This is a genomic window from bacterium, assembly GCA_026398675.1.
Classification (GTDB): Bacteria; RBG-13-66-14; RBG-13-66-14; order RBG-13-66-14; family RBG-13-66-14; genus RBG-13-66-14.
The window spans coordinates 1-7,231 of sequence record JAPLSK010000157.1 but is presented as its reverse complement, the minus strand read 5'-3'; the positions used below and the strand labels follow the sequence as shown (position 1 = coordinate 7,231).

The following is a 7,231-nucleotide window of genomic DNA, read 5'->3' as shown; positions in this document are numbered from 1 at the left end:
TAGGGCGGCCCCGTAGGACGAGTCCTCCGTGGGCCGCCGCGTTTCTACCCCTCACCCCTCCCCTCGCCCCAGAGGGGAGAGGGGGTATAAGGCAGCCCTCACCCCGGCCCGCAAAAAGGCCCTCCCGAAGGAGGGCCCGGTGCCGTTCTCGAAGACAGGCTAGAACTCGGCCTTGATCGTGCCCCAGGTGGTTTGCACCACGCCTATCGGATTTGCTTCGGTTGTGAAGCTCCAGATGAAATCGTCGCCCATCGGGTTGCCCGACAGGTCGGCCAGCGTGCCGTCCACGGTGCAGGTGATGGTGTCCTCGTAGGGTAGGGGATCGTCGGGGGTGAAGGTGCAGACCACGTCGTTGAGGTCGGAGTCGTCAATGTCCAGGACACCGGCAATCACACCGGCCGGGGAAGCGCCGGATCCTGCGGCGGAGCCGGTGCTCACCACGAGAGACGCGCCCAGCGTCGTGTCCTCGACGGTGAAGTCTATGGTGGCGGTATCCACGCCCGAGAGGTCGTCCCCGCAATGGAAGACGATGTCGGTGTCTATCGGCACGTCGGACTCGCCGTCGGTGGGTTCCATATCGGCCACGAAGGGCGGGGTGGTGTCGGGCTCGGACACGTCGTCGTCAACGAAGACGCGGATCAGCATGGCGCCGAAGCTATCGTAGTCGTACCAGGAGGAGCCGCCCATATACCACCACGCCGAGTCGGCGGGTCCAGGGCCCTGGCTGTCCTGGGGGGCGTTGTCCTGGCCCTCGATGGAGTCGTCGCTCATGGCGAAGAACACGTCGCCCGAGCTGAGCAGCGGATGCGTCGCCAGATCGAACCGGACCCAGGTATCGCCGCCGTGAGAGCCCTCATAGAAGGTTTCGTACCCGCCCAGGAGACTGTCGTTGCGGTCCGGCTTGCCGGGCACGCCGCTGTCCTCGCCCAGGATGTCAATGAAGAAGTTGCGGGCCGAGGGGTTGAAGCAGCACAGCCTGACGGCGACCACGCGGCAGTCGTAGGGCGCGACGAACTTCGAGGCGAAACCGGCTATCCCACCGCTCCAGTGGTAGGCGGCGACGCCGTTGTCGTTGTAGAGCTCCTCCTCGGTGAGCGGCATGGGGGAGACCGTGACGTAGTGCTCCCCGAGACTGGTCGGTGACTCAATGGTCAACGCTTCACCGGTGTCGACCGAAACGGCGAGTTCTTGCACCTTGGCCTGGCTCGCGCCGACGAGAACCAGGAGTGCCAATGTAACAACCAAGTACTTCTTCAAGATAACCTCCGTTTTTTTGTGGGGGGTTTACTAAGAGGCGCCGGTTGCATGCTATCTAAGTATTTCCCAAGATACAAGGGAATTTTATTTATTTTTTGAGCCTTCACCCTGTCCTTTTTTATCGAAACCGGACTCCCCTTGCTATGACGTAGGGGCGGGTGTCCACACCCGCCCGCCTTTTCACCCCGGCCCGTGCCTCGCAGGCCTCTATGTAGGGCGGCCCCGTAGGACGAGTCCTCCGCGGGCCGCCGGTTCGCCCTCCTCCCTAGCCCGTAGGCGAGCCTCCCCCCAGAGGGGGGAGGGGACACGTGGCGGCCCTTCCCATAGGAAAAGGCCCTCCCGAAGGAGGGCCCAGCGGTCAACCTACACTTCCCCATCCAAGCGTATTCAAAAGGCCCTCCCGAAGGAGGGCCCGGTGCCTCGTATCCGATGTGGGCTAGAATTCGGTCTTGATCAGGCCCCAGGTGGTCGAAACGACGCTCGGGGGCTCTTCCTCGGTGTCAAAGGACCATGTGTCCTCGCCCAAGTTGCCCAGGCCGTCCGCGGCGGACCAGTAGACCACGACGGACGTCGAGTAGTCGAAATCAACGGCCGGATCGTAGAGGATGCTGAAGGAGCCGTCACCGTTGTCGGTGATGGTGCAGTCCGCGGTCACGTCCACCGAGTCAACCTCGACCAGGATGGTGTCGCCGTCCGTGCCGTAGTCGTCGTCCACGATGTCGAAGGTGATGTTGGTGCCGATCGGCACGTCTACGGCATCGGGAGCGGGATCCTGGTTGGCCGAGTAGGGGGCGTCCACGTCGTCGTTGAAGTAGGCGCGCAGGAGGTAGTTGTACCAGCCGGAGCCCCAGCCGTAGTAATCCTGGTAGTCGTGATCGAACGGCCCGTCAAAGTCAACCGACGGCCCGCCGGTGGCGGAGGTGTCGTTCCAAACGAAGAGGGAGTCGAAGTTGGCGTCCGCGTCGTAGATCGGCGGGTCCACTTCCATGTCGTACCAGACGAAGCCGGAGGAGCCGGAGGGGCTGAAATCGGTCTCCCAGAGCAGGGTCCCCGTGTCGGGGTACCCCCCCGTCCAGTCGTAAAACGATGCGTGGCAGTTGTCGGTGCCGCCGGAATACATGTAGTAGTTGATCCGGTAGCCGGTGATGTAGCCCTCGGTGATGCCCCAATCGGAGCCGTTGAACCATTTGCCGATCCGGATGCCGTAGGACGCCCAGTTGCAGTACGAGCCACCGCTGCCGTCGCTGTCGTATTCGAACTCGGTCACACTGGGGGGAACGGGGGGCAGAAACTGCAGGGCGCTCGGCATGGGGGAGACGGGCTCATACTGAAGGGTGGCGCCCGAGCCGGGTACGCTGCCGGCCTCGAGCACGTACTCCTTGGCCATGCCCACTCCCGCCAGAACCAGAATCGCCAATGTAGCAATCAAGTACTTTCTCAACGTGACCTCCGCGGTTTTTTTTGGGGGGGGGGGGTGAGGGTACATAAGCACGTAATCTATACTACCGCAGTATTTCCCAAGATACAAGGGAATTTTATTTATTTTTTGAGCCTTCGCGCCGTTCTTTTTTCTCGAAACCGGACTCCCCTTGCTATGACGTAGGGGCGGGTGTCCACACTCGCCCGCCTTTTCACCCCCGCCCGTGCCTCGCAGGCTGCGATGACGTAGGGCGGCCCCTCTGCGGGCCGCCGCGTTTCAACCCCTCACCCCTACCCTATCCCTAGAAGGGAGAGGGGACATGCGGCAGCCCTCACCCCGGCCCGTGCCTCGCAGGTCTCTATGTAGGGCGGCCCCGTAGGACGAGTCCTCTGCGGGCCGCCATATCGCCCGCACCCCGGCCCGCAAAAAGGCCCTCCCGAAGGAGGGCCCGGTGCCTCGTATCCGATGTGGGCTAGAATTCGACCTTGATCAGGCCCCAGGTGGTCACCTCGGAGCCCTCGCCGGTGATGTTAAAGCTCCAGACGATGTCGTCGGTGGTCGCGTTGCCCAGGGTGTCGGCCAGCCCGGCGGCCACGGTGCAGGTGATGGTGTCCGGGGGCAGCGGGTCGGTCGGATCGAAGGTGCAGATCACGTCTCCGGGGTCGGCGTCATCAATGTCCAGGCTGCCGGAGATGTCGCCCGCGGGGGCGTACCCGGTGTGTACTGCGCTGGAACCGGCGCTCACGGCGTGATTGCCGGGCGAGAGGCTGGTGTCCTGGACGGTGAAGTCAATGGTTCCGGTGTCCACGCCGACGCCGGGGTCGTATACGTGGAAGACGATGTTGGTGTCCGGGTCCACGCCGGAGGCGCCGTCGGCCGGATCACGTCCGCCCACCGTCGGGACGGTGGTGTCCACGCTGAAGCTCCAGACCTCGTCGTCGCCCATCTCGTTGCCTAAAAGGTCCGCCAGCGAGCCGGGGACGGTCACATCGAATGTGCCGTCGTCGAAGGGCGAGTCGGGGTAGAAGGTGCAGGCGTAATCCGCGGGGGTGCCGGTTATGTCCAGGCTGCCCGGCACGTCGGCCCGACTGCCGTCGTCCACACTCACGTCAATGGTGGTATCGTCCACGCCCTTGTCATCGTCCTTGGCGTGGAACACGAGCTGGGTGTTGTCGTTGGTCCACCCGCCGTCCGCCGGGGCCTGGCCGTCCACGTAGGGGCCGGTCGCGTCGTCGTCAATAACGACGCGGACCATGTGGGTGTAGTACGGGCTGTAGTCGTACCAGTAACCCAGCCAGAGCCAGCAGGAACCGGCATGCTTGGGGTTGTCCATCAAGACGCCCGCTGAGCCGCTGGTATGGCTCCAGCCGGGGTGGAAGACCTGGCCGCTGGTGAGCGTTGCGCCTGCGCTGCTGACGGGAATATCAACCCACGCGAAGCTGGCGCTGCCGCTGTTGCCGGTGACGGTGAAGAGGGTGCTGCCGGTGGGGGTGCCGCCGCTGTCGTTGTAGAGCAGGCAGTTAATGTTAACGCTGCCGCCGCCGTACCAGTAGAGGCGGTAAGTCACCAGATGGCAGGCGGATGGGGCGGTGAAGGTGGTGGCATATGGCGAATAGGAGCTGCTGAAGTATGAACCGCAGTCTACACCGTCGTCCCAGTAAAGCTCTGTCTCACCGGGGGGGGGCGGCAGGTAGCGCAGGCCACCGGATGTGGGGGCGACGGGCACGTACTGAATGGCAAGACCCGTGTCGGGGGCACTATCGGCCTCGAGCACGTACTCCTTGGCCATGCCCACTCCGGCAAACACCAAAAGTGCCAATGTAGCAATCAAGTACTTTCTCAAGGTAACCTCCTTGGGGTGATGTGTGTGCGAGGATTCACCCGATTCATTATTATACAAAAAAAGGCAGTTAAAGCAAGATAAAAGTTAATTCTTTTGGCTTGCCGTAACGGTTTGACGGATTTATAATTAGACCTCTGGAGGTAGAAGAAGATGGAAAGAATAAGCTTTGCCGACCTGAGGGCGACGACGGTCCTCTGCGTCCGCCGGGAGGGTAAGGTTGCCCTGGGCGGCGACGGCCAGGTCACCCTGGGCGACACGATATTAAAAAGCAGCGCCAAAAAGGTGCGCATGCTCCGGGACGGCAGGGTCCTGGCCGGTTTCGCCGGCGGCGTGGCCGACGCCATCACCCTCTTCGAGAAGTTCGAGGGCATGCTGGACGACCACCCCGGCAGCCTCTCCAAGGCCGCCGTGGAGCTGGCGAAAATCTGGCGCACCGACAAGTACCTGCGCCGCCTGGAGGCGGTCCTCCTGGTGGCCGACACCGAGGAAACCTTTCTCATCTCCGGCGCCGGCGAGGTCATCTCCCCCGACGACGAGGTGGCCGCGGTGGGCTCCGGGGCGGGCTACGCCAGCGCCGCCGCCAAGGCCCTCGTCAAGCACACCGACCTCTCGGCCCGGGCCATCGTCGAGGAGGCGCTCTCGCTGGCCGGCGAAATCTGCATCTACTCGAACCAGAACAGAGATCGTCGAGGGCGAGGTCGTCTACGAGCCGACGCCGGCGGTGGCGACCTCCGACCTGCGCGTTTTCGACGAGGGCGCCGCCACGGTGGTGGAGGTCGAGCTCGCCGGAATCCAGGGCCTCGTCCTGCGGCGCTCGGGCTCCACCCTTGTCCTGGACCTCCCCGCCGACGAGTCGCCCTCCGACGCCCGGACGTTCCCCGGCGCGGGCTTCGTGGACGAGGTGGTCCTGCGGCCCCACCCCCGGGAGACGGGCTACCAGCTCCGGGCGCTCCTGTGGCCCGGCGAGTACCTCTACCGGGCCGAGCGGCACGGCGACGTCATCCGCCTCGAGGTGCGCGACGCCTACGGCAAGTCGCCCGAGGCGCTCAAGCCCGACGACAATTTCGAACGCCAGCGCATCCGCCGCGTGGTGATAGACCCGGGGCACGGCGGGGACTACTCCGGCACCGGCGGCTTCTCGGGCCGCTACCTGGAAAAAAACCTCGTCCTGCCCATCAGCTTCTACCTGGCCAACCTCCTGGAGCGAAACCTCGGGCTGGAGGTCATCCTGACCCGGACCGCCGATACCAAGATCGGCCTCCACGGGCGCACCCTCATGGCCAACACGGCCCAGGCCGATCTCTTCATTTCAATCCACCTGAACGGTCATTCCAACACCGCCGCCCACGGGGCGGAGACTTTCTTCCTGGCCGACGCGCTGACCTCCGAGGACCGCGCGCTGGCCCATCTGGAAAACGCCGACTTCGAGCTTGACCCCGACCTGCCCCTGAAAACCTCCGACGAGCTCTCCTTCATTTTGGGCGACCTCATGCAGAGCGAGTACCTCGAGGAATCCCAAAGCCTGGCCTCCTGCGTGCAGCAGAAGCTGGTCTACAACCTCGGTTGCAACGACCGGGGGGTGAAACAGGCCAACTTCTACGTCCTGCGGGGGACGCAGATGCCGGCGATTCTGGTCGAGGTGGGGTTCCTGACCAACGAGGGCGAGGAGGTGCGCCTGGCCGACCCGGCGTACCAGTACGAGGCGGCCTACGCAGTCTATCGGGGCATCGCGGAGTTCAAAGAGGAGTACGAGCGGGGACTTATGGAGTAACCATGAACGACTTCCCCTTCGACGCCGGCAACGCCGGAGATTTGATCAAGCACGAGTGGCTGCTGCGCTCGCTGGACTGGATTCACCGCCGCGGGACGTACCTGGACGCCTTCGCCGGAATCCCCAACCGCCGGTTGGCCCCCAAGGTGGAAGGCCGGTTGCTGGCCGCGCCGGCGGAGCTGCGCCTGCGAAACGTCCAAAAAGAGACCATGGCCCAGAAGCTCTACCTGGGCAGCACCGAGCTGGCCCGGCGCCACATGAGCGAACCCAGGGTTCTCGTCTTCGAGGAGGATGCGGACAAGAAGGCCGAGCTCGAGCAGGCCGGGTTTTCCGTCCTGGAGCTCGCGGGCAACTCGGGCTACAGCGCCCTGAAGTCAGAAAACCTGGCCGTCATGCCGCCCATTCAGCTCGTCCTTCTGGACCCGTACAACGCCATCGAGAAGTCGGAGCGGCACAAACCGGCGCCCGTGCATTTCTGGCCCGACCTGGGTGAATTCCCCGGCGCGGTGCTCCTGTTCGTGCTCAACCAGGATCCCGGGGGTGAGTACGGCTCGCTCTACCGGCGGCGGATGGCCCGGTTGTCGTGTATCAGGCCCATTTTCCGCGCCATCGTCCCGCCCATCCTGGATTCGGGCATCCGCGGCGAGGACGATAAGTTCGCGGAGATGAGCTACCTGCCGGAGCAGGGCGCGGCGTGGGTGGACGTGGAGCGGCGCATCGTGAGCCTGCGGACCGGGGCCCGCGCCGTGGCGAACACGCTGGGGCTGCACTTCGAGAGCCGGACGCGGCCGGCCTACGAGTACGACCGGGTGGAGTTCATCCGCCCGCTGTAGGTGGTCCCGGCATCGGCCAAGTCGGGCGCCGCGTCTCAATAACGAACGTGGGGCGGGGATTTCAGTCCCCGCCGTTTTTAAATGTGGGACGGGGATTCCTATCCCCG

The 7,231-nt window shown here is 64.3% G+C and carries 5 protein-coding genes and 1 pseudogene; 3 read left to right on the top strand and 3 right to left on the bottom strand.

All coding sequences use genetic code 11. The annotated features are described in order from the left end of the window. Positions 1-159 precede the first annotated feature (159 nt). From NTW26_04530 to NTW26_04520, 3 genes are all read right to left on the bottom strand, one after another. Entirely contained in the window at positions 160-1,257 is a 1,098-nt protein-coding gene (locus NTW26_04530; GenBank protein ID MCX7021535.1) for an Ig-like domain-containing protein, read from the bottom strand. A 436-nt stretch (positions 1,258-1,693) separates the two neighbouring features. Next, positions 1,694-2,698, bottom strand: coding sequence for a hypothetical protein (locus tag NTW26_04525; GenBank protein ID MCX7021534.1), 1,005 nt, complete (start codon positions 2,696-2,698; stop codon positions 1,694-1,696). Between the two features lie 451 nt (positions 2,699-3,149). Continuing rightward, complete coding sequence (locus NTW26_04520) at positions 3,150-4,520, bottom strand: Ig-like domain-containing protein (protein MCX7021533.1); 1,371 nt, start codon at positions 4,518-4,520, stop codon at positions 3,150-3,152. A gap of 150 nt (positions 4,521-4,670) precedes the next feature. On the opposite strand from NTW26_04520, the pseudogene hslV reads away from it, so the two are divergent. The 3 genes and pseudogenes from hslV (at position 4,671) to NTW26_04505 (ending at position 7,124) form a co-directional block, all read left to right on the top strand. Beyond that, positions 4,671-5,198 (top strand): annotated as a pseudogene (gene hslV, locus NTW26_04515) (ATP-dependent protease subunit HslV). A gap of 43 nt (positions 5,199-5,241) precedes the next feature. Continuing rightward, a complete protein-coding gene (locus NTW26_04510) occupies positions 5,242-6,291 on the top strand; it encodes an N-acetylmuramoyl-L-alanine amidase (protein MCX7021532.1) in 1,050 nt (349 codons plus the stop codon). Positions 6,292-6,293: 2 nt separating this feature from the next. Further along, a complete protein-coding gene (locus NTW26_04505) occupies positions 6,294-7,124 on the top strand; it encodes a hypothetical protein (GenBank protein ID MCX7021531.1) in 831 nt (276 codons plus the stop codon). The last annotated feature ends 107 nt before the right edge of the window (positions 7,125-7,231 follow it).